Source organism: Thermopolyspora sp. NPDC052614 (assembly GCF_040678635.1).
In the GTDB taxonomy this organism is placed as follows: Bacteria; Actinomycetota; Actinomycetes; order Streptosporangiales; family Streptosporangiaceae; genus Thermopolyspora.
On the sequence record NZ_JBFATZ010000001.1, the window covers coordinates 366,570 to 389,153 of the forward strand.

Genomic DNA, 22,584 nt, shown 5'->3' on the forward strand with positions numbered 1-22,584 from the left:
GACCGGAGTCACGGCATCGGCGTCAGCTCCAGGAACGACATCGCGGGCATCGGCAGGTCGAAGGCGATCTCCTCGCCGGACTCGACGATCCTCGGCGGCTCCGCCTCGTCGAGACGGTCGGCCGCGCGCAGGTGCTCCCACTGCTCGTCGGTGGGCCACTCCGCGCCGCCGCCCAGCAGGCCCCAGACGGCCGCGATGTTGGAGTGGTCCTGGTCCACGCGCAGGTGGCGCAGGAGGTGGGGGCCGTCGGCCAGGCCGGTGAGCCGTACCGTGACGTGGCGGTCGAGGAGGGGCTCGCCGGAGGCCTTGGACTGGTCGAGGGTGCCGTTCCAGACCGCCACCGTGACCCGGCCGTCGTCGTCGCGGGCCGCCCACGCCTCCACCAGGCCGCCCGCGCCGTCGCCGGAGACGTCGCAGGCGAGTTCGTGCTCGCCGAGCCGCTCCAGCAGGGCGAGCACGTGGAAGCGGGGTTTGCGCAGGTTGCCGACGGTGAGCAGGCCGAAGCCGCCGTGCAGCAGCGCGCGGGGGCGGCCCAGTTCCTCGAAGTGGTCGGAGGCCACCCAGTACGACAGGGCCTCGACGCGTCCGGCGGCCGAGCGCATGCCGCGGGCGAGGAAGACCGCGGCGAAGACGGCGTCGCTCACCTCGTTGAAGTGCACGGGGGTGACGCCCCACTCGGTCCACCAGATCGGCGTGCCCGCGCGCCCGTGCCGGGCCAGCAGCGGGCGCAGGTCGAGCGGCGGGCTGCCGTAGGTGTGGGTGGAGACGAAGTCGACCGCCGGGGGATCGGCGGCGAGCAACTCCTGTACCCAGCCCGCGGCGGCCGACGAGGGGCCGCCGACCCGCAGGCCGGGATCCACCTGCTTGATCGCGCGGGCCGAGACGTCGTAGAGGCGCAGGTACTCCTGCGGGGTGCCGCTCCAGAACACCTCCAGGTTCGGCTCGTTCCACACCTCGAACGACCAGTGGTCGCGCACCTCGGCCAGGCCGTACCGGTCCACCAGGTGGGCGGCGAGCGAGCCGACCAGGTCGCCCCAGCGGTCCCAGTCCTTCGGCGGGGAGATGATCGCGTTGTACGCGAACACCGTCTTGGCCGGGTCGGCGGCCAGGTCGTGCGGCATGAACGACAGCTCCACCACCGGCCGCAGGCCGAGGTCGAGCACCTTGTCGTAGACGCGGTCGATGCCGCTGAAGTCGTACGGCCTGCCCTCGCGGTAGACGCCGAGGTCGTCGCAGAGGATCGCGTGCGCCCGCACCGTCCGCACCCCGAGCTCGTCGCGGACGATGCGCAGCGCCTCGGTGAGCTCCTCGCCGATCCGCCGGCCGCCGGTGAGGTCGGCCGACAGCAGGTGGCTCAGATGCTCCGAGCCGATCATCGGCCGCCACGGGCGGGGCAGCGGACGAGTGATCCGGGCCGCGTCCACCTCCACGCGCACGGCCGCCGGGCCGTCCGGCGCGGCGGCGGCCTGGACCGGCTCGGACAGCTCGCCCACGGTCTCCACGTCGGCGACGGCCGCCACCGCGTACCAGGCGGTCTCGCCCGGCGTCCCGGTGGTGTCGGCGTACGGCGGGTGCGGCACGCTGAGCACGTCCCGCCCCAGGTGATCGACCGGCTCGTACGGCTTGCCCGGCCCCGACGACCGGTGCACCAGGTAGCCGACGGCCCCGTCCACGGGCTCCCAGTCGAGCGTCACCTGGCCGCGTCCCGGCCGGGCGCGCAGGCCGCCCGGGGCCGGGAGCCGGGGAAGCCGCTCGGCGGCGACGGTGCCGGACCGCCTGCCGATTCGCTGTTCGAAGTCCGTTCTCGCGTCCCCCGAGTTCACAGTGCCGCCTTTCTCCTCGATCGATTGGAGTCGGTCTTCGCCGCGACGCCCGAGCCGGCGGGCGGCGTGATGATCGGGACGGCGTCCGGGCCCCCGTGTGCGCGGAGGGCCGGGCGCGGGCCCGGTGGCAGGGCGGACCGCACGCCGCCCCCTCAGAACCCGAACCGCTCGACGGCGAGCAGCGGCTTGAGCACGCGTTCCGCCTCGCCGTGCGTGAAGTAGCGGTGCAGCGCCCCGCGCGCCAGCACGTTGCCGAGCGCGCCCATGATCATTCCCTGGTCGAGGGCGAGGTAGCGCTTGGCCACGGTCTTGGAGCGCACCGCGATCGAGTCGTAGAAGCCGCCCGGCCCGTAGCCGTCGAAGTCGGTGCGCAGTTTGGCGAGGTTGTCCATCGCCGCCTGCTTGGCGTACGGCAGGGCGAGGAAGGAGGCGTGTGGGGTCACCACGCCGTCGCCGTACGAGGCGGGCTCGGGCTTCGCCGGTCGGCAGTCGCCGAAGCCGTAGTCGACGCTCGTGCGCTCCTGGTCGGAGGTGTAGCCGTCGGTGTCCTGGCCGAGCGCGTCCACGCCGTACTCGCGGTAGCCGCCGGCCGGGTTGCTGGCGGGGGAGAAGCCCCAGTAGCCGTACTTGGCGTCCTCAAGGCCGTGGTGGATCTGCGCCCGCACGTATCGGGGGTGGTTGATCCGCCAGCTGCGCGGCCCCCACGACGCCTCGGGCACGAACAGGTCCGGCATGAGCGCCTCGAACATGTCGCCGCCCCAGGTCGGCACGACCTTGAACCCGTGGTAGTCGTACACGCCCTCGAAGACCGGGATGCCGAGATAGGTACGCGTCGGCCCGGTGGGCTTCATCTCGGCCCAGCCGAAGTCGCACGTGTCGGGGAGGGTGCGCCACAGCGCGAAGTAGTGCTCGCGCGGCACCTGCCCACGGGCCATCGCGACATATCCGGCGATTCTCGTCTCGCTGTTGAGCGTGTCGTAGTGGTGGCAGGTGTAGAAGACGTCCGGCCCCCGGCCCCGGTAGTTGCCCCGCACCGAGCAGCCGGGCGGCTCCTCGTCCCAGAAGCCGCCGCGCATCGCCCCGGCCTTGATGTCCGGGCCGCGGGACTCGGCGTTGTAGTAGAAGCCGAAGTCCATCGGTTCGAGCAGCGCCTGCGCCCGGTCGCGCAGCGACGGCATGGCCTGGCGCACCACCATCAGGGCCGCCGCCAGCCAGCCGTTGTCCACGGTGGACAGGAACGGGTGCACCGGGTCGCCGTTCTCCGGCCAGGTGCGCAGCACCTCGCCGGTGACCGGGTCGTACCAGTTGTAGAACATGCCCGAGTACTCGTGCCGCTTCAGCCTCGCGAGCGCGTCCAGCGTCTTGCCGATGCGCCGGCGGGCCTCGGCGTCGCGGATGATGCCGAGGTCGCGGGCGGCCACCGTGCTCCACAGGTACGCGCCGATGTTGGTGGGGGAGGTGTAGCGGCTGCGGGTGCGCAGCGTGCCGTCGATGTTGTCGGCGATCAGGTGGGTGCCGGGCTCCACCGAGGCGGTCATGGACCGCCAGGTGTCCCTGGCGTACTGCAGGAGCACGGCGTCGTCCTGGCGTTCCGTGCCGGGGCCGCCGGCGACGGCCTCGGCCGTACCGGCGGAGACGGACAGGAGCGCGGCGGTCACGGCGATGGCGAGCAGTCGTCGGGTCGAGCGTCTGGCAAGGCGTCTCATTCTGCGTCCCGTCTTTTGGCTCTGGAGGAGTCGGGCGGTCGGGTCATTTGAGGCCGGTCATGGCGATGCCCTGGACGAAGAACCGCTGCAGGGCGAGGAATACGACCATCACCGGGATCACGACGATCACGGCCCCCGCGAGCAGCAGGCCGTATCGGATCTGGTTCTGGCCGATGGAGTAGAGCGCGAGCGCGACCGGCAGCGTGTACCGCGACTCGGTCTGCGCGACGACCAGCGGCCACAGGAAGCTGTTCCACTGGGCGAGGAAGGTGAGGATGGCCAGCGTCGCCAGCGCGGGCCGGGACAGCGGCAGCGCGATGCGCGCGAAGATGCGGGCCTCGCCCGCGCCGTCCACGCGCGCCGCGTCGAACACCTCGTCGGGCAGGCCGGAGATGAACTGCCGCATGAGGAACACCCCGAACGGCCCGGCGAGGTAGGGCAGGATCATCCCGGCGTAGGAGTCCACCAGCCCCAGGTTGCTGATCAGTACGAACAGCGGGATGAAGGTCACCATCCCGGGCACCATGAGCGTGCCGACGACGAGCGCGAACAGCGCCCGCCGCCCCGCGAAGTCGATCTTGGCGAGGGCGTAGCCGAGCATCGAGCAGAACAGCAGGTTCCCGAGCGTGATCGTGCCGGTCACGAGCACCGAGTTGGCGAAGTACTGCGGGAAGTCCAGCCGCGTGAACAGCTCCTCGTAGTTCTCCAGGGTCACCTGCTCGGGCAGCCACGTCGGCGGGATGCGCCGGATCTCCGCGTCGGACTTCACCGATCCCAGCAGCATCCACGCCAGCGGGCTCACCACCACCGCGAGCGCGATCCCCAGCGCGCCGTAGACCGCCCAGGCGCGTACGCCCGTCTGCCGGGCCTCCCGCGCCCTCATGTTCGGGCTCACGTTCGGGCTCACGGTCGCGCTCATGTCCGGGGCCTCAGCAGCCGGAACTGCACTACGGTGAGCACCACGATGGCGACGAACAGCACATAGCTCATCGCGGTCGCGTAGCCGTAGTTGCCGAAGCCGAACTGGTTGTAGATGTAGTACGACACCGACAACGTCGAGTTGAGCGGCCCGCCCCGCGTCATCACCAGCGGCTCCTCGAAGAACTGCAGGTATCCGATACCGGTGATCACCGCGCAGAACAGCATGGTGGGCCGCAGCATCGGCAGCGTGATCCGCCGGAACCTGGCCCACGCCCCCGCGCCGTCCACCTCGGCCGCCTCGTACAGCTCGCGGGGGATCGCCTGCAGCCCGGCGAGGAAGATCACCATCAGGTAGCCCATGTTCCGCCAGGTCGCCATGACGATCAGCGACGGCAGCGCCCAGGCCGGATCGGTGAGCCAGCGCGGCCCCTCCACCCCGGCCAGCCGCAGCAGCGCGTTGACCGGCCCGGTCTCCGGCTGCAGGAACAGCCGCCACACCACGGCCACCGCCACGATGCTGGTGACGACCGGCAGGTAGAACCCGGCGCGGAAGAACGTGCGCAGCCGGTCCACGCCCCGGTTGAGCAGCACCGCGACGGCGAGCCCGCACACGATCGTCAGCGGCACCCCGATCGCGACGAAGATCAGCGTGTTCAGCGCGGCATGGAGGAACACGTCGTCCTGCAGCAGCCGGGCGTAGTTCGACAGCCCGATGAGCTCGACCCCCAGCGGGTCGCGTACGTCGGACACGCGGATGTCGGTGAGGCTCATGCCCAGCGAGGCCAGCACCGGCCCCACCATGAACACCGCGAACAGCGCCAGGAACGGCAGGGCGAACCCCCACGCGGCCAGCCCTCGCCGGGTGCGCACGCCCGGCCCCCGCCGTACCGCCGCCGGGGTCGCCGGGGTCGCAGGGGTCCCCGGGGGCCGCGCCGGCGGGGGCCGCACGTCCGTCCGCGTCATCTCACGCCCCGGTGCCGATGCCGGCGGCCTTCTGCTGCATCTCCTTGAGCACCGCCGCGGTGTCGGCCCCGCCCGCGGTCGCCTTCTCCAACTGGTCGTCGATCACCGAGGCGACCTGCTCCCAGGTGGGGATCGCCGGAGGCGACTTGGCGTCGCCGAGCTGGTCGCCGAAGACCTTCAGCATCGGGTCGTCGATGCCGTTCCACGCGCTGCGCACCGACGGCAGGTCGTTGGTCGTCGTGTACCACTTGGCCTGCACCTCGGGCCGGGTCAGGTACTCCACGAACTTCCACGCCGAGTCCCGGTTCGCGCTCTCCTTGAACACCGCGAGGTTGCCGCCGCCGACGAACGACGTCCCGGCGATTTCCTTCGGCATCCGCGCCACCGCGAACTTGCCGTCGATCTCGCCCTTGGACTGCTCGCGCAGCACCCCGATGTGCCATGGACCGGAGAAGAACGCGCCGATCCGGCCGTCGATGAACCCGTTCTCCATTTCGCCGGGCTGCAGCGCCGGAGCCGAAAGGCCCTCGCGGAAGAAGGAGGTGAAGTAGTCCATGGCCTTGGTCATCTGCGGGGTGTCCAGCGTGAACGCGCCGCCGGAGCCGGTGAGCGAGGCGCCCTGCTGCCAGGCGAACGGCAGGAACGTCTGCCACGCGCCGGTCCCGCCCGGCGGCATGAGGGTGATGCCGTACTTCGCGCCGCCCTTCTCCTGCAGCGCCTTGACGAACGCCTTGAGCTCCGCCCAGTTCGCGGGCTCCCGCACCCCGGCCTTCTCGGCCAGGTCGGTGCGGTAGTACAGCAGGCGGGTTTCGACGTACCAGGGCACGCCGTACGAGGTGCCGTCCACGACGGTGGAGTCCCACGCCCCGGGGAAATACGCGGACTTGTCGAAATTCGTGGGTGTGGGGTCGAGGGCCCCGGTCTTGGCGAACTCGCCCATCCACGTGCTGCCGATCATGCCCACGTCCGGCGTGGCCCGCCCGGCGATCGCCGATGCGATCTTGTCGTGCGCGCCGTCCCACGGCACCGCGGTCACGTTCACCTTCACGCCCGGGTTCGCCGCCTCGAAGTCCTTGGCGAGCGCCGGGAGCTTCTCGCCCTCGGTGCCCATCGCCCAGACGGTGATCGTCCCGGTGGCGGGCCCGGCGCTCACCTGCCCGGCCCGCTCCTGCCCCCGCTCGCCGCCGTCCCGCCCGCAGGCGGCCAGCGATCCGGCCAACGCCAGTACGGCCAGCGTCGCCGTCACGGTCCTCGCACGTCTCATCGTGAGCCCTCCTCGGGATGCGGGCCGCAGCTCGAACGGATGACGAGCCGCGTGGGTAGTACCTCGTGGCGCGGCCGCGAGCGCGCGCCGGTGATGCGTTCGTCGAGCAGCCGCGCCGCGCGGGCGCCGAGCTCCCGCATGGGCTGGCGCACGGTGGTGAGACCGGCGTAGCGCGCGGCCATCACGTCGTCCCAGCCGGTGATCGGCACGCTGCCCCCGGTGGCCTCGGCCAGCCCGAGCGCGATCTCGTCGTTGCCGCAGATGACGGCGTCGGGCGCGTGGGCCCGCACCACGTCGGCCGCGGCCCGCCCGCCCTCCTCGTCGAAGGCGCACGGCACGCGCGGCACGTCGCCGAGCACCTCGCGTACGCCCATCCAGCGCTCGGCGAAGTCGAACGACGCCGTTGTGTCGCCCAGGAACAGGAAGCGCCGGTACCCGTGGCCGAGCAGGTGCCGGGCGAGGTCACGGGCGCTCGCCCGGTTCTCGGCGTTGATCGTGTCTATCAACCGTGCCGGGTCCGCCACCCCCGCCGGGTCCGCCTCTGCCGGGTCCGCCTCTGCCGGGTCCGCCGTCGCTGCGGGGTCTTCCGCTCCTGCCGGGGTCATCGCCCCTGTCCGGCTCGCCGACCCGGCGCGGGCGACGACAGGGGTACGAGCGATCAGCACGACCGGTACGCCCGAGGCGGCGATCTCCACGATGACCTCGTCGTCCACGGTCCGGGTGCAGAGCACGAGACCGTCCACCCGCCCGGCCAGCTCGCGTACCATGCCGGGCGCGTCGCTGCGGCCGTGACTGGACAAGATCAGCACCGAGCGCCCGAGCTCGGCCACGACCGACTCGTACCCGAGCACCACCTCGGCGTAGTACGGCCCCGACAGCTCGGGGAAGACGATCCCGTTGGCCGCGTGCTGCCGCTCGGCGAGCCCTCGCCCGAGCCGGCTCGGCGTGTACCGCAGCTCGGCGATCGCCTCCCGGACCCGCCGGGCGGTCTCCGCCGACACCGGCACGTTCCCGCGCAGCACCCGGGAGACGGTGGCGATCGACACGCCCGCCCGCTCGGCGACGTGATAGATCGTCACCCCTTGACCAGGTGTAAGCGCTTTCATGCCGCCACGCTGACACATGTAAGCGCTTACATCAACACCTCGATTTTGAGAATGTGAGCCGTTGCCCGGAACGGTCCTTCCGAAACTTTCGGAAACGAAGCCCGGCCTCATGCCCTCCGCCGACGAGCCGTCGGCTTGCGGCGCGGTGCTGCGCGACGGCGATGCCTCGCGGCGTGTTCGCGGGCCGGCGGTCTGCGTGCGGCGTCAGGAGGACTTGGGCGGCGCCGTGCTCTCGCGGATCATGAGGTCGGTGGCGAGCTCGACGCGGGACGGCTCCGGGGTGCCGCCGCGGCCGATGGTGAGCACCATGCGGGTGGCGAGGGCGGCCATCTCCTGCAGGGGCTGGCGCACGGTGGTCAGCGGCGGCCAGGCCGACTGGGCGAGCGGCAGGTCGTCGAAGCCGACCACGCTCAAATCGTCCGGCACCCGCAGGCCGCGCTGCCGGGCGGCCTCGAACACGCCGAAGGCCTGCAGGTCGCTCCCGGCGAAGATGGCGGTCGGCGGGTCGTCGAGGTCGAGCAGCGCGTGCCCGTAATCGTGTCCGGAGTGGACCAGGAAGTCGCCGTACCGGATGAGCTCGGGGTCCACGGGGATGCCCGCGGTGTCGAGCGCGGCCTTGTACCCGTCGATGCGGGCCCGGCTGCACAGCATGTCGGCGGGCCCGCCGATCATGCCAACCCTCCGGTGGCCGAGCTCAAGCAGGTGGCGGGTGGCCGACAGCCCGCCGTTCCAGTTGGTGGCGCCGACCGAGGGCACGCCCGGCGCGGGCTCGCCCTCGGGGTCCACGGTGACGAAGGGGATGGATCGGGCGGTGAGCTGCCCACTCTGCCGGGCCGACAGCCGCGACCCTATGATGATCACCCCGTCCGTACGGCGAGCCGCGATCCGGTCCACCCAGTCGCGCCCCGGCCCGGCCTTGGTGTGCAGGACCGAGATGACCACGTTGGCGTCGGCCTCGTGGGCGGCCTCCTCGGCCCCCCGTACCAGCTCCATCGCCCACGGGCTCTCGATCTCGGCGAAGACCAGGTCGATCAACCCGACCGGCCCGTCGCCCTGCCCGGTGCGCCGCTGGTATCCGTGCTTGTGCAACAGACGCTCGACGCGCTGCCGGGTATCGGGCGCCACCTCGGGCCTGCCGTTGATCACCTTGGACACCGTCGGGATCGACACCCCGGCCTCCTCGGCGATCAGCGCGATGGTCACTCGCCTTTTCGACTGCATGGCCAAGAGTGTATCCGAAAGTTTCGGCAGGCCGGCGCGCTGCCCCCCGTCATCGCCCCGCCGCCGACCCTCCATCGGTTGACCGCGTGTCATCGATGTCATTCAGGCAATGGTGAGATCCCTATTGACGACGCGACCGGGTTTGCGTAGCCTCCAGGTCACGAAAACATTCGGGATGTTAACGAAAGTTTCGACGTCCCGTTTGTCGAGGCTTCGCCTCGCTGAGCCCTCCTGCCCAGGGCTCGCCGGGGCGGCGGACGCCCGGCCGGACGGGGCCGGGCATCAGGCTTGTGCGGTCCCGTCTTGGAGCGCGCGGGACCGCACAAGCCCATCAACCCCGCTGTCCTGTACGAAAATCACGCACTACGGCGGATCCGGGGAGTGGCCGGAGCCAACCTGGACGGGGCCTGTTGTCATCCCCGGTGGTAGAGGACCACCCCGCTCGCGCTTCGTCAGCGGCCGGTCGCTGTTCGTGAATGCGACCCTTCGGATATGGCAGCGCTACCTGCCCCCCGCCCCATCCTCGGGGTCGTTCTCCTCCTCTTCGTCAGTGCCGCCTGGGGGTCGGCGTTTCCGCTGATGAAGGATCTGATCATCCGCATGCCGGTCGCCGACCTGCTCGCCGAGCGCTACGCCATCGCGACGCTCGCCCTGATCATGGTCCGGCCCCGCTGTCTGACCGGGCTGTCCGAGCGCACCTGGCTCACCGGCGTCCTGGCCGGCCTGCTGTTCGGCTCGGGCCAGACCGCCCAGGCCGTCGCGTTGCACGAGCTGCCGAGCGCGGTCTCCGGCTTCGCGGTCGGCTCCTACGTGGTGATCACCCCGCTGCTCGGGGTGATCTTTCTGCACGCGCGGATCGGCCTGCGAGTGTGGCTCGCCGCCGGTCTCGCGCTCGCCGCGCTGGTCGTGTTCACCCTGCTGCGCGAGGCCGAGGGCGAGGAGATCTCGCTGCCCGCCCTGCTGCTGACGCTCATGGCCGCCGTCATGTACGCGGTGCACACCCTCGTGCTCGGCACCCGCCGCCGCGACGCGTACGCCGTGGCGGTCATCCAGCTCGGCACCATCGCCGTGATCACCGGCGTGATGGCGCTGCCCGGCGGCATCACGCTGCCCGGCACCGCAGCCGACTGGGGCCTGCTGCTGCACCTGGCCCTGATCGCCTGCGCCCTCGGCTTCCTGGCCCGCTCCTTCGGCCAGCAGCACGTACGCCCGGTGCCCGCCGCCGTCATCCTCGCCGCCCAGCCGCTGTGGGTCACCGGCTTCGCCGTCGTCCTGTACGGCGACCCGCTCACCTGGCGCGTCTTCCTCGGCGGCGGCCTGATCGCGGTGGCCGTGCTGCTCGTCCTCCCCACGGGATTCGATCTGGAGCCCCCGCCAAGGGGCAAGGCCGCGCCCAGAACCGCGTACCCCCCTACCGGCAGGACGTGACATCAGCGCTTCCCCCGCGAGGCACCTGGGCCGTCGGCGGCACGCTGTACACGCCGAAGGGCCAGGCGATCGGCTGGGGCGAGGCGGACGACGACGAGTCGGTGGCGGGCTGCTCGCCGCCGAGCAACTCACCGAGATCGACCCTCTGCCGGATCGCCGACCTCCGGCAGCGGGAGCCGCAGCACGAACCTGGCTCCCACCCGGCCGTCCTCGATCGGGCCGTCCTCGATCGGGCCGTCCTCGATCGGGCCGTCCTCGATCGGGCCGTCCTCGATCGGGCCGTCCTCGATCGGGCCGTCCTCGATGGTCAGCGTGCCGTTGTGCGCCTCGGCGATCTGGCGGGCGATGGGCAGGCCAAGCCCGGTGCCGCCCGCGTCCCTGCTCCGCGCCGCGTCCAGCCGGGCGAACCGCTGGAACACCACCTCGCGGTCCTTGGGCGGGATGCCCGTGCCGTCGTCGATCACCTCGAGTACGGCCGTCCCCGATTCCCGCCGTACGATGATCGTGATGGCCGAGCGGGCGTGCCGCTCGGCGTTGTCGAGCAGGTTGGCGAGCACCCGCGCCAGCCGGAGCATGTCGCCGATCACCACCACGCCGGGCTCCAGGCGCTCGCGCACCTCCGGCGTGCGCGGGCGGCGCTCCAGCTCGGCGCGCACGAGCGCGGCGAGATCGACCAGGTCGCGGGCCTGCCGGGCGCCGGCGTCGAGCCGGGCGATCATGAGCAGATCGTCGATGATGGCCTGCAGCCGGTCCACGCCCGCGAGGATCGCCGTGGTGACGGCCGGCCAGTCGGTGTCCTCCGGGGCGAGCCGGGCCTCCTCCACCTGGGCGCGGATCGCGGTGAGCGGGCTGCGCAGGTCGTGCGAGGCGTCGGAGGCGAACCGGCGCTGCTGCTCCACCAGCCCCTCCAACAGGTCGAGGGTCTGGTTGACGGTGGAGCCCAGTTCCTCGATCTCGCCGTGCGACGGCGGGACGGTCACCCGGCGGCCCAGGTCCGTGGCCGTGATCTCGGCCAGCTCGGCGCTGATCCGCCGGACCGGGGCCAGCGTCCGGCCGATCACCCGGTACGTGAGGAAGGCGTTGAGCGCGACCATCACCAGCGCCGCCCCGGCGAGCACCGCCGTGAAGGGGTCGACGAGGGAGCGCGCCGGGAGCGCGACGTAGATCAGCCACCGCCCGCCCGGCAGCGTACTGCCGTCCGGCATCGTGACCCGGGGCGGCGCGTCGACGTACCGGGCGAGGACGCGCAGGCAGCGGCCCGGCGCGACCGGGAGGTCGCACAGCCGCCGGTGCTCGGACTCGCCCGGGGCCGACGGCAGGAAGGAGGCCATCGGCGGGTGGCCGACGAGGTAGGAGCTGGAGGAGATCACCCGGCCCCGCTGGTCCAGCACCTGGATGAGCTCGACGAGCCCGGACGGCACCGGCCGCCCCAGGAAGCCCGCCTGGATGCTCTCCTGCACCCGGCGCGCCGCCCCCTCCACGTCCTCGGTCATGTGGTTGTGGATGCGCATGGCGAGCACCCCGAGCGTGATGGCCAGCATGATCAGCGCGGTGACCGCGACCGCGGCGGCGTCGAGCACGGTCAGGCGGGTTCGCAACGACCAGCCCCGCCACTTGTCCACCATGACGGCATCCCCCAGGTACGACCATGATCACAACCGGGGGATGTCGTGCATTAGAGGCGTTTCACGAAACGCGTGATCACAAACCAGGGCGTCCCAGTTCGGCGTGGAACAGGCGGGCCACGTTGCCGCCGAGCACCTTGACGACGTCCTGCTTGTCCATGCCGCGGTCGAGCAGGCCCCGGGTCACCTGGGGGAGTCCGCGCGGCCCGGTCAGGCCGGGGATCGCCGCCATCACGTCGAAGCCGGCCATGGTGCCCGGGTCCTCGCACCACGGCGGGGTCAGCTCGCTGTACACCTCGTGGATGAAGTCCGGCCCGAGGCCCACGTGGTCGATGCCGGCCACCGAGGCGATGTGCTCGATGTGGTCGAGCAGGTGGTCGAGGGCGATGCGGCCGGTGTCCTCGGTGAGGAAGCCCGCGAGGAAGTTCACGCAGATCACCCCGCCGGTCGCGGCGATCGCGCGCAACTGGTCGTCGGTGAGGTTGCGGTGGTGGTCGCGCAGCGCGCGGGCCGAGGAGTGGGTGGCCATGACCGGCCGGGTGGCGATCTCCAGCACGTGCGCGACCCCCGAGGCGCCCAGGTGCGACACGTCGAAGATCATGCCGAGCCGTTCCATGAGCCGCACGGCCTCCTCGCCGGCGGCGGTGAGCCGGCTGCCGGTGGCGTCCTCGCCGCTGCCGTCGGCGAGCGGAGTGCGGCCCCAGTGCGCGATCGAGCCCACCCGCACGCCCAGCCGGAACAGCGTCGAGATCAGCTCCACGTCGGCATCGACGCCCGGCATGCTCTCCAGCGCGAGCACGAGCGCGATCCGGCCGCTCGCCAGCGTCTCGTCGATCTGGTCGCCGTCCAGGCACAGCCGTACATCCTGGGCGTTGCCCTCGGCGATCACGTGGGCGCACTCGATCATGCGCAGCGTCTGCCGCAGCGCCCCCTCCGGCCGGAACTCGTCGTCGATGAAGACCGGCAGCACCTGCAGGTCCACGCCCCCCTCGCGCAGCTGCGGCAGCCACCGCTCCGCGAAGAAGGACGCCCACTGCGCCGGAGGCCGCGCCGATACCGTCATCAGCAGGTCGTTGTGCGTGTCGGCCACGACGGCCTCGACGTGCAGATCATCCACCATGCGCGCCACGCTACCGCGTGCCCGGCGTCTCACGCGGCCGGAGCACGGTTCGGCCGTGTCCTCACCAGCGGGTCGTCAGCTCAGGCTGTTGTGAGGAGGACTTGGAACGCGTTTGAGGTTGGCCGGGGGTCGTGGACGAGATTTATCGATCCGGGAAGACGGTTGACGGGGAGAGAACCCTCCGAGCGATAGTCTGCGCTGGTGGCCGGATCAACCCTTGCCGTAGTGACGGCGGAGCTCGAATCCATGTACGACCCCGCCCTGGCCGAGTCCTGGGACGCGGTGGGGCTGGTGTGCGGCGACCCGGCGCAGGTGGTGCGGCGCGTCCTGTTCGCCGTGGATCCGGTGGCGGCGGTCGTGGACGAGGCGGTCGAGTGGGGCGCGGATCTGATCGTCGCCCACCATCCCCTCTACCTGCGCGGCACCACCAGCGTGGCGGCCACCACGTTCAAGGGCCGCGTCGTGCACCGGCTGATCAAGAACGACATCGCCCTGTTCACCGCGCACACCAACGCCGACGTCGCCGACCCCGGCGTCTCCGACGCGCTGGCCTGGGCGGTGGGCCTAATCGGGCCGCTGCGTCCGCTGCAGCCGCTGCCCGGCGACAACCGGCGGGGCCTGGGCCGCATCGGCGAGCTGCCCGAGCGCATGCCGCTGCGCGAGTTCGCCGAGCTGGCCGCCAAGGGCCTGCCGCCGACGGCCGGGCCGCTGCGGGTGGCGGGCGACCCCGGCCGCATGGTGCGGACGATCGCCGTCTGCGGCGGCGCGGGGGACTCGCTGCTCGGTACGGCCCTGGCGGCCCGGGTGGACGTGTTCCTCACCGCCGATCTGCGGCACCACCCGGCGAGCGAGTTCATGGAGGCCGCCGCGAACGGCGACGGCCCCGCGCTGATCGACGCGGCGCACTGGGCGACCGAGTGGCCGTGGCTGGCGGACGCGGCGCATCGGCTGACGTCCAAGCTGGGCACGAAGGGCACTACGGTAGAGACGCGCGTCTCGGATAAGGTCACCGACGCGTGGACGGCCGTCGCACAGGGACCCAGTGGGCTGGACCCGCTGCGGTAGCCGTCGCACCGCCACGCCGTACATGTCGCATATGGGGATGGTCCAGTAGTGAAAGCGGCACCGGAAGCACAGAAGCGCCTGCTCGACCTGGCCGAGCTGGACACCGTCATCCACCGGCTGACCCACCGCCGCCGCACCCTGCCGGAGCTGGCCGAACACGAGGAGACGAGCGCCCGGCTCGCCCGGCTCGCCACCCAGGTGATCGCCGCCGAGACGGAGGCGGGTGACCTCGCCCGGGAGCAGGCCAAGGCCGAGAGCGACGTCGAATCGGTGCGCGCCCGCGCCGACCGCGACCAGAAGCGCCTCGACTCCGGCCAGGTCTCCTCGCCCAAGGACCTCGCCAACCTCCAGTCCGAGATCGCCTCCCTCAAGCGGCGGCAGGACGACCTGGAGGAGGTCGTCCTGGAGATCATGGAGCGGCGCGAGGCCGCCGACGCCCAGGTGACCAAGCTCGCCGCCGAGCGCGACTCCCTCGCCGCCGCCGTCGCCGCGATCGCCGAGCGCCGCGACGCCGCCCTCGCCGAGATCGACAAGGAGCTGGCGGAGGTGCGGGGCAAGCGGGCGGGCGTCGCCGCGGACATCCCCGCCGATCTGCTCGGCCTGTACGAGAAGCTGCGCGAGCAGTACGACGTCGGCGCGGCCATGCTGCAGCACGGCCGCTGCCAGGGCTGCAAGGTGAGCCTGTCGATCGCCGACCTCAACGCCATCCGCGCCGCCGCCCCCGACGAGGTGGTGCGCTGCGAGGAGTGCCGCCGCATCCTCGTCCGCACGCCGGAGTCCGGCCTGTGATGTCCCGCCCGGCGAGCCGGTACGTCATCGAGGCCGACGGCGGCGCCCGGGGCAACCCCGGCCCGGCCGGGTACGGCGCGGTCGTCAAGGACGCTGCCGGCGGCGTCCTCGCCGAGGCCGCCGAGGCGATCGGCACCGCCACCAACAACGTCGCCGAGTACCGAGGGCTCATCGCCGGGCTGACCGCGCTGACCGAGATCGCCGGCGACGGCGCGACGGTCGAGGTGCGCATGGACTCCAAGCTCGTCATCGAGCAGATGGCCGGGCGCTGGAAGGTCAAGCACGAGAACATCCGCCCCCTCGCCACCCAGGCCGCCGCCCTCGCCCGCCGCCACCGCGTAACCTGGCGCTGGGTGCCCCGCGCCGAGAACGCCCACGCCGACCGCCTCGCCAACGAGGCGATGGACGCGGCCGCCCGCGGCGAAACCTGGCAGGCACGCAACCCCGCCCAGCCGTCACCTTCGGGCCCGGAGGCGGCCGTCAGGGATTTGCGGGGTACTCCCACCGGCTTCGCCGACGAGCCCGGAGCCACCGGGGCGCCTACGGAGGGACCTTCCGGGGCACGCCGTGCCGTTAGTCGGCCGGACGCCGGGGGTCGTGGGTCGGGCACGGCCGCCGGTCGTGGGCCGGACGCCGCCACCGGTCGTGGACGGGATGTCGCCGAGCCGAGCAAGGGCACCGGTCGTGGCGGGGAGGCCCATGCCGGGCGGGGCGTGGCGGGGACGACGGCGGACTCCGCTTCCACTGGCGCCGCTTCCACGGGTGTCGCTCCCAGCGGCATGGCGACCGCCACACGCCCGGGGTCGGGCACCGGCTGGATGCCCCGTCCGACCAGGACCGCCACGAGCCTGCTGCTCCTGCGGCACGGCGAGACGCCGCTCTCGGTCGACAAGCGCTTCTCCGGCACCGGCGATCCGGTTCTCACCGCGAAGGGCGTCGCCCAGGCCGAGGCCGCCGCCGTACGGCTGTCGCGCGAGCCGTACCGGATCGACGTCATCGTCACCTCGCCGCTGAAGCGCGCCCTGCAGACCGCCGAGGCCGTCGCCGCCCGGACCGGCCGGGAGGTCGTCGTCGAGGAGGGCCTGCGCGAGACCGACTTCGGCTCCTGGGAGGGCCACACCTTCGCCGAGATCCAGCGCCGGTGGCCCGACCACCTCACCGCCTGGCTGGCCGACCCGTCGGTCGCGCCCCCCGGCGGCGAGAGCTTCCAGCAGACCGCCGAGCGGGTCGAAGCCGCCGTCAGTCGCCTGATCGCCAAGTACCCCGGCAGGACGATCCTGACGGTCTCCCACGTCACCCCGATCAAGACCATCCTGCGTCTGGCGCTCCTGGCCCCGCCCGCGGCCCTCTACCGCATGCACCTCGACATCGCCTGCCTGTCCACGGTCGACTACTACGCCGACGGCCCCGCAGTGGTGCGATCCGTCAACGACACCTCCCACCTCCGCTGATCGCCCCACCCGTCGACGGCCGCCAGGGTCTCGCCCCCTGCGGGCCGCCGGCGGCGCGTGGACCTGCGGAAACATGTCCCGAGACGCGGGCCGCCGCCGGTTCGGCGGGCGTCGGCGACCGCGCCCCGCGACCGCTCCCGGACGCCGTCGCGCGGCCGGGCCGCGATGCGCCTTTTGTGGATGCCCTACAACCAGGCGGCCCGGCCACGCGTGATGCCGACATTGCCGTCCCCGGCGGCGATCGATCAGGGTAGAGATCAGGTGGATGCGACGCCGCGGAATCAACGTCGCCATCGACGTCGCTTGTCGCGCGTGCCAACAGCTAACTGGGGAGATTCGATCGGTGTTCAGTCGTGTCGCCATCGTCAACCGAGGAGAGGCCGCGATGCGGCTCATCCACGCCGTCCGGGACCTTTCGGGGGAGACGGGGGCGAGGATCGAGACGGTCGCCCTCTACACCGACGCGGATCGCGACGCGAGCTTCGTCCGTGAGGCCGACATCGTTTATCCGCTGGGTCCCGCGTCGGCCCGGCCGTACCTCGACCACGCCGTGCTGGAGCGCGCCCTCACCGAGACCGGCGCGGACGCCGCGTGGGTGGGCTGGGGGTTCGTCGCCGAGGACCCGGCGTTCGCCGAGCTGTGCGAGAAGATCGGCGTCACGTTCGTCGGGCCGAGCGCGGAGGCGATGCGCCGGCTCGGCGACAAGATCGGCGCCAAGCTGATCGCCGAGGAGGTCGGCGTCCCGGTCGCGCCGTGGAGCCGCGGCGAGGTCGCCACGCTGGAGGAGGCGCTGCGCGCGGGCGACGAGGTCGGCTACCCGCTGATGCTCAAGGCGAGCGCGGGCGGCGGCGGGCGCGGCATCCGCATGATCTCCTCGCGCGAGGAGCTGGCCGCCGTCTACGAGCGCACCCGTCAGGAGGCGCAGCGCGCGTTCGGCTCCGGCGTGGTGTTCCTCGAACGCCTGGTCACCGGCGCGCGGCACGTCGAGGTGCAGGTGATCGCGGACGGTCAGGGCACCGCGTGGGCGCTGGGCGTCCGCGACTGCTCGGTGCAGCGGCGCAACCAGAAGATCATCGAGGAGTCCGCGTCCCCGGTGCTGTCGGACGAGCAGGCCGCCGAGCTGAAAACGTCGGCCGAGCGGCTGGCCGTGGCGGTCGGGTACCGCGGCGCCTGCACCGTCGAGTTCCTCTACCACCCCGCCGAGCGGCTGTTCGCCTTCCTTGAGGTCAACACCCGGCTGCAGGTCGAGCACCCGATCACCGAGCTCACCACCGGCGTCGATCTGGTACGGCTGCAGCTGCACGTGGCCGCCGGGGGCAGGCTGGAGGGCGAGCGCCCGGTCGAGACCGGCCACGCCGTGGAGGCCCGGCTCAACGCCGAGGACCCCGACCGCGACTTCGCGCCGTCCCCCGGCCGCGTCGCCCGCTTGGTGCTGCCCACCGGCCCCGGCGTCCGCGTGGACACCGGCGTCGCCGAGGGCGACACCATCCCGGCCGACTTCGACTCGATGATCGCCAAGATCATCGCCTGGGGGCGGGACCGCGAGCAGGCGCTCGGTCGGCTGCGCCGCGCCCTCGCCGACACCACGGTGATCATCGAGGGCGGCGCGACCAACAAGGGCTTCGTCCTCACCCTGCTCGACCAGCCCGAGGTCATCGACGCCACCGCCGACACCGGCTGGATCGACCGCGTCCGCGCCCAGGGCCGCCTGGTCAGCCACCGGCACTCCGCGATCGCCCTCGCCGCCGCCGCGATCGAGGCCTACCGCGAGGAGGAGGAGCTCAGCAGGCGCAGGCTGCTGTCCACCGCGTACGGCGGACGCCCCCAGGTGCGGCACGACCCGGGCCGCCCGCTCGACCTCAAGCTGCGCGGCGTCGGCTACCGGGTGACCGTGGCCAGGATCGGGCACCGGCGGTTCCGCGTCGGCATCTCGGGCGGCGGAGCCGTACACCCGGCGGACGTCGAGCTCGACCGGTTCGACGCGCACAGCGGCCGGATCGTGGTGAACGGCCGCAGGTTCCGCCTGGTGTCGGCCGTGCACGGGCCGATCCACCTGGTCGAGGTCGACGGCGTCACCCACCGGATCAGCCGCGACGAGGGCGGCGTCGTCCGCTCCCCGGCCCCCGCGCTGGTCGTGGCCACGCCCGTGGCCGTGGGCGACGAGGTCGAGGCGGGCGCGCCGATCCTGGTGCTGGAGAGCATGAAGATGGAGACGGTGCTGCGCGCGCCGTTCCGCGCCCGCGTCCGCGAATGCCCGGTGTCGGTGGGCGGGCAGGTGGAGACCGGCGCGCCGCTGATGCGCCTGGAGCCGCTCGGCGGCGAGACCCAGGGTGAGGACGCGGGCGTCGTCGAGATCGACCTGCCCCCCGAGCCCCCCGCGCCGTCCGCGGCCGAACGCGCCGAGCGCGGCCTGCAGGACCTGCGCAGCCTCCTGCTCGGCTTCGACGCCGACCCGTACGACCAAAAGCGGGTGCTTTCCGACTTCCTCGACGCACGCGCCGAGCTCGGCGGGGAGGTGCTCGAAGGCGAGCCGGACCTGCTCACCGCGTTCGCGGACCTGTGCGAGCTGACCCGCAACAAGCCCGACGACGCCCTCGCCGCCGAGCCCGACAACCCGGTGCACAGCCCGCGCGAGCTCTTCCACGGCTACCTGCGCAGCCTCGACGTGGAGCGCGCCGGCCTCCCCGAGAGCTTCCGGGCCCGGCTCGCCAAGGCCCTGGCCCACTACGGCGTCACCGGTTTCGACCGTACGCCGGAGCTGGAGGCCGCGGTCTTCCGCATCTTCCTGGCGCAGCAGCGGATGAGCGCCGACGTCGCGATCGTGTCCGAGCTGCTGCGCCGGTGGATCGCGGGCGCGCCGCCGCTGGAGCCGCTCGGCGAGCGCGCCGGGCTCACCCTGGAGCACCTGATCGAGGCCACGCAGGTGCGCTTCCCCACGGTGTCGGACCTGGCGCGCGGCGTGGTGTTCCGCTGGTTCGCCCAGCCGCTGCTGCGCCGCAACCGCGCCAACGTGTACGCGGCCGTGCGCGCCCACCTGCGCTACCTGGACCAGAACCCGCAGGTGCCGGACCGCGCCGAGCGCATCCAGGCCATGGTGGCCTGCGCCGAGCCGCTGGTCCGGCTCATCGGCCAGCGCATCGGCCGCCCGGGACGCGACCACGCGCCGCTCCTTGAGGTGCTGACCCGCCGCTACTACGGCAACCGCGGCCTGTCGGAGGTCGCCGTCCGCGAGACCGGCGGCTGCCGGTTCATCATGGCCGAGCGCGCCGGCTCCGACGGCCTGACCCGCGTACTGGCCACCGCCGTCGACATCGCCGCCCTGCCGGACGCCATCGCCGCCCTCACGGAGGCCGCCCTGCCGGACGGCCCGGATGCCGCCGGGCCGGACGCCATCGCCGCCCTCACCGAGGCCGCCCTGTCGGACCGCCCGGACGGGCCGGACGGGCCGGACGCCGCCGCGCCCGCCGAGGCCCCCGCCCACGAGCTCGTCGCGGACCTCTACGTCACCTGGGAGGACCAGCCCGACGTCGACGCCATGGCCGTACGGCTGAAGGGCCTGCTCGCCGGGCACACCCTCCCGGCGGCCCTGAGCCGGATCACCATCATCGTCGCCGGCACCAAGGGCGCGGTGATGCACCACCACTTCACCTTCCGACCCGACTTCACCTTCCGACCCGACTTCACCTTCCGACCCGACTTCACCTTCCGACCCGACGGGGCGGGCTTCGCCGAGGACCGGCTGATCCGCGGACTGCACCCGCAGATCGCACGCCGCCTGCAACTGCACCGGTGGCGCGAGTTCGACCTCACCCGCCTGCCCTCCGCCGACGAGGAGATCTACCTGTTCAAGGCGGTCGCGAAGAGCAACCCCGCCGACGAGCGGCTCATCGCGATGGGCCAGGTCCGCGACCTGACCCCGCTGCGCGAGACCGACGGCCGACTGATCGCGCTGCCCGCCGTGGAGGACGCGATCACCGCGGGCCTCGACGCGATCCGCAACATCCAGGCGCAACGCCCCCAGAACAAGCGCTTCGACACCAACCGGATCATCCTGTACGTCTGGCCGGCCACCGAGATCTCCTACGACGAGCTGAACGCGCTGGCCCAGCGCATCGCCCCCACCGCCGTGGGCGCGGGGCTGGAGGAGGTCCTGTGCGTGGCCCGCCAGCGCAACGCCGCCGGCGAACTGCGCGAGGTCGCCGTCCGCATCACCCTCGACACGGGCCACGGCGTACGCCTGCACGTCGAGCGCCCCTCGACGGAACCGGTGCGGCCCCTCGACGACTACCGCCAGAAGGTGCTGCGCGCGGCCCGGCGCGGCAACGTCTACCCGTACGAGCTGACGGGCATGCTCGGCGACTTCATCGAGCACGACCTCGACGAGCACGGCGCGCTCGTGCCGGTCGACCGGCCGAAGGGGCGGAACACCGCCGCGATCGTGGCGGGCGTGGTCACGACGCCGACCGAGCGATACCCCGAGGGCGTCACCCGCGTCGTCCTACTCGGCGACCCGACCAAGTCCCTGGGCGCGCTGTCGGAGCCGGAGTGCTCCCGGGTGATCGCCGCCCTCGACCTCGCCGAGCGGATGCGCGTCCCGCTGGAGTGGTTCGCCCTGTCGGCGGGCGCGCGGATCTCGATGACCTCGGGCACCGAGAACATGGACTGGGTCGCCGCCGCCCTCAAGCGCATCGTCGAGTTCACGCAGGCCGGCGGCGAGATCAACGTCGTGGTCGCCGGAATCACCGTGGGGGCGCAGCCGTACTGGAACGCCGAGGCGACGATGCTCATGCACACCAAGGGCATCCTGGTGATGACGCCGGACTCGGCGATGGTGCTCACCGGCAAGCAGTCGCTGGACTTCTCCGGCGGCGTGTCCGCCGAGGACAACTTCGGCATCGGCGGCTACGACCGCGTCATGGGCCCCAACGGCCAGGCGCAGTACTGGGCCCCCACCCTGCAGGCCGCCCGCGACGTGCTGATGGCGCACTACGACCACACCTACATCGCCCCCGGCGAGACCACGCCGCGCCGCGCCCACACCGCCGACCCGTTCGACCGCGACATCTCCTCGTTCCCGCACGCGCTCGCGGGCAGCGACTTCACCACCGTCGGCGAGATCTTCTCCGCCGAGCACAACCCCGACCGCAAGAAGCCGTTCGACATCCGCACGGTCATGCGCGCCGTGTCCGACCAGGACCACCCGGCGCTGGAACGCTGGGCGGGCATGGCCGACGCGGAGACCGCCGCCGTCCAGGACGTGCACATCGGCGGCTGGCCCGTCTGCCTCATCGGCATCGAGTCCCGCTCGGTGCCCCGCCGCGGCTTCCCGCCCACCGACGGCCCCGACACCTACACGGCGGGCACCCTCTTCCCCGCCTCCTCCAAGAAGACCGCCCGCGCCATCAACGCCGCCTCCGGCAACCGCCCCCTGGTCGTCCTGGCCAACCTGTCCGGCTTCGACGGCTCCCCAGAGTCCATGCGCAAACTGCAACTCGAGTACGGCGCCGAGATCGGCCGCGCGATCGTCAACTTCGACGGCCCGATCGTCTTCTGCGTCATCTCCCGCTACCACGGCGGCGCCTTCGTCGTCTTCTCCAAGGCCCTCAACCCAAACATGACCGTCCTCGCCCTGGAAGGCTCCTTCGCCTCGGTCCTCGGCGGCGCCCCCGCCGCCGCCGTCGTCTTCTCCGGCGAGGTCAACCACCGCACCGCCACCGACCCCCGCGTCACCGACCTGCAAACCCGCATCTCCGCCGCCGACGGCGCCGAACGCGCCGCCCTCAACGCCCGCCTGGCCGAGGTCCGCTCCGCCGTACGCGCCGAAAAACTGGGCGAGGTCGCCGCCGAGTTCGACCGCGTCCACAACATCCAGCGCGCCGTCGAGGTCGGCTCGGTGGACGCCATCATCCGCGCCGCCGAACTGCGCCCCCGCATCATCGAGGCCATCGACCGCGGCATGGCCACCCGATGACATGACCTCGCCCCCTGCGCCCGGACGACGGTCGGCCTCATGGGGCGAGTGCCTGCCGCGGCGGACTCGGGGGGTCCGCCGCGGCGCTCGGAATCCACGCCACGTCCCGGACGGCCGCCGTTCCGCCATGG

The 22,584-nt window shown here is 72.5% G+C and carries 14 protein-coding genes; 5 read left to right on the forward strand and 9 right to left on the reverse strand.

Annotation, left to right across the window (positions count from 1 at the left end; genetic code table 11):
- Positions 1 to 8: 8 nt before the first annotated feature.
- From AB0K60_RS01540 to AB0K60_RS01570, 7 genes are all read right to left on the reverse strand, one after another.
- Positions 9 to 1,823, reverse strand: a complete 1,815-nt coding sequence (locus AB0K60_RS01540; protein WP_364047361.1) for a glycosyl hydrolase — start codon at positions 1,821 to 1,823, stop codon at positions 9 to 11.
- Between the two features lie 152 nt (positions 1,824 to 1,975).
- Complete coding sequence (locus tag AB0K60_RS01545; protein WP_364047363.1) at positions 1,976 to 3,529, reverse strand: glucoamylase family protein; 1,554 nt, start codon at positions 3,527 to 3,529, stop codon at positions 1,976 to 1,978.
- 43 nt (positions 3,530 to 3,572) lie between these two features.
- Positions 3,573 to 4,448, reverse strand: a complete 876-nt coding sequence (locus AB0K60_RS01550; protein ID WP_364047365.1) for a carbohydrate ABC transporter permease — start codon at positions 4,446 to 4,448, stop codon at positions 3,573 to 3,575.
- Positions 4,445 to 5,413: a sugar ABC transporter permease gene (locus AB0K60_RS01555; RefSeq protein ID WP_364047367.1), complete on the reverse strand. Its 969-nt coding sequence runs from the start codon at positions 5,411 to 5,413 to the stop codon at positions 4,445 to 4,447. The genes AB0K60_RS01550 and AB0K60_RS01555 overlap by 4 nt, the downstream gene beginning before the upstream one ends.
- 1 nt (position 5,414) lies before the next feature.
- Positions 5,415 to 6,677 carry a sugar ABC transporter substrate-binding protein gene (locus tag AB0K60_RS01560; RefSeq protein ID WP_364047368.1) on the reverse strand — a complete coding sequence of 421 codons (1,263 nt, stop codon included), beginning with the start codon at positions 6,675 to 6,677 and terminating at the stop codon, positions 5,415 to 5,417.
- A complete protein-coding gene (locus AB0K60_RS01565) occupies positions 6,674 to 7,783 on the reverse strand; it encodes a LacI family DNA-binding transcriptional regulator (protein WP_364047370.1) in 1,110 nt (369 codons plus the stop codon). Before AB0K60_RS01565 ends, AB0K60_RS01560 begins: the two co-directional genes overlap by 4 nt.
- 204 nt (positions 7,784 to 7,987) lie before the next feature.
- Positions 7,988 to 9,004 (reverse strand): LacI family DNA-binding transcriptional regulator, encoded by a 1,017-nt coding sequence (locus AB0K60_RS01570; RefSeq protein ID WP_364047372.1) that lies wholly within the window; start codon positions 9,002 to 9,004, stop codon positions 7,988 to 7,990.
- A 492-nt stretch (positions 9,005 to 9,496) separates the two neighbouring features.
- Between AB0K60_RS01570 and AB0K60_RS01575 the strand changes: the two genes are divergently transcribed.
- Entirely contained in the window at positions 9,497 to 10,432 is a 936-nt protein-coding gene (locus AB0K60_RS01575; protein ID WP_364047374.1) for a DMT family transporter, read from the forward strand.
- A 128-nt stretch (positions 10,433 to 10,560) separates the two neighbouring features.
- On the opposite strand, the gene AB0K60_RS01580 is transcribed toward AB0K60_RS01575, so the two are convergent.
- Positions 10,561 to 12,057: an ATP-binding protein gene (locus tag AB0K60_RS01580; protein ID WP_364047376.1), complete on the reverse strand. Its 1,497-nt coding sequence runs from the start codon at positions 12,055 to 12,057 to the stop codon at positions 10,561 to 10,563.
- A 76-nt stretch (positions 12,058 to 12,133) separates the two neighbouring features.
- A complete protein-coding gene (locus AB0K60_RS01585) occupies positions 12,134 to 13,177 on the reverse strand; it encodes a membrane dipeptidase (RefSeq protein WP_364047378.1) in 1,044 nt (347 codons plus the stop codon).
- A gap of 201 nt (positions 13,178 to 13,378) precedes the next feature.
- Here AB0K60_RS01585 and AB0K60_RS01590 point away from each other — a divergent pair, with 201 nt between their 5' ends.
- From AB0K60_RS01590 to AB0K60_RS01605, 4 genes are all read left to right on the forward strand, one after another.
- Complete coding sequence (locus AB0K60_RS01590) at positions 13,379 to 14,242, forward strand: Nif3-like dinuclear metal center hexameric protein (RefSeq protein WP_364047380.1); 864 nt, start codon at positions 13,379 to 13,381, stop codon at positions 14,240 to 14,242.
- 48 nt (positions 14,243 to 14,290) lie between these two features.
- Positions 14,291 to 15,031, forward strand: a complete 741-nt coding sequence (locus tag AB0K60_RS01595; RefSeq protein ID WP_364047382.1) for a C4-type zinc ribbon domain-containing protein — start codon at positions 14,291 to 14,293, stop codon at positions 15,029 to 15,031.
- Positions 15,031 to 16,482, forward strand: coding sequence for a bifunctional RNase H/acid phosphatase (locus AB0K60_RS01600; protein ID WP_364047384.1), 1,452 nt, complete (start codon positions 15,031 to 15,033; stop codon positions 16,480 to 16,482). The genes AB0K60_RS01595 and AB0K60_RS01600 overlap by 1 nt, the downstream gene beginning before the upstream one ends.
- Before the next feature lie 343 nt (positions 16,483 to 16,825).
- Positions 16,826 to 22,453 (forward strand): biotin carboxylase N-terminal domain-containing protein, encoded by a 5,628-nt coding sequence (locus AB0K60_RS01605; protein ID WP_364047386.1) that lies wholly within the window; start codon positions 16,826 to 16,828, stop codon positions 22,451 to 22,453.
- The last annotated feature ends 131 nt before the right edge of the window (positions 22,454 to 22,584 follow it).